Origin of the sequence: Streptomyces sp. SID12501 (assembly GCF_010550245.1) — a bacterium.
GTDB lineage: Bacteria > Actinomycetota > Actinomycetes > Streptomycetales > Streptomycetaceae > Streptomyces.
Window position 1 is genome coordinate 1 of record NZ_JAAGLU010000204.1, and the last position, 694, is coordinate 694.

The 694-nt window shown below is 73.6% G+C and carries 1 protein-coding gene; it reads left to right on the forward strand.

The genetic code is table 11. The annotated features are described in order from the left end of the window. Positions 1 to 150: 150 nt before the first annotated feature. Positions 151 to 694, forward strand: a 544-nt coding sequence (locus tag G3I71_RS45260; RefSeq protein WP_164324743.1) for a M24 family metallopeptidase, incomplete at its 3' end; no start/stop codon positions are given.

The window sequence follows — 694 nt, forward strand, 5'->3', positions numbered from 1 at the left end:
CGCGTCGCGTACGGGCCCATGCGGTGCGACCAGTCGCTGCGCGGACCCTCCTCGACCTCGTACGTCCGGGTGTTGAAGTAGAACTCGGCCACCAGGGCACCTCCCGTCCCGGCGGGCCGGGCGGCACCGCCGCTACGTAGACTGCCAGTCATGCCGCCGGTCCACTCGCGCACCGCCCTCACCCCCGGCCGCGTCGGCCCCCGACGCACGGTCCCGGCGCACGTCGCACGTCCCGAGTACGTCGACAAGCCGATGCCGACGCCCTGGTGGGGCTCGGACGTGCTGGACGCGGACACCGTCGAGCGCGTGCGCGTCGCGGCGCGGCTCGCGGCCCAGGCGCTGCAGGAGGTCGGCCGGCACGTGGCCCCCGGGGTCACGACCGACGAGCTCGACGCGATCGGCCACGAGTTCCTCGTCGACCACGGCGCCTACCCCTCGACGCTCGGCTACCGCGGCTTCCCGAAGTCGCTGTGCACGTCGCTCAACGAGGTGATCTGCCACGGCATCCCCGACTCGACCGTGATCGAGGACGGCGACATCGTCAACCTCGACGTCACGGCGTACGTGGGCGGCGTGCACGGCGACACCAACGCGACGTTCCTCGCGGGCGACGTCGACGAGGACTCGCGCCTGCTCGTCGAGCGCACGCGCGAGGCGCTCGAGCGCGGCATCAAGGCCGTCCGCCCGGGCCGGG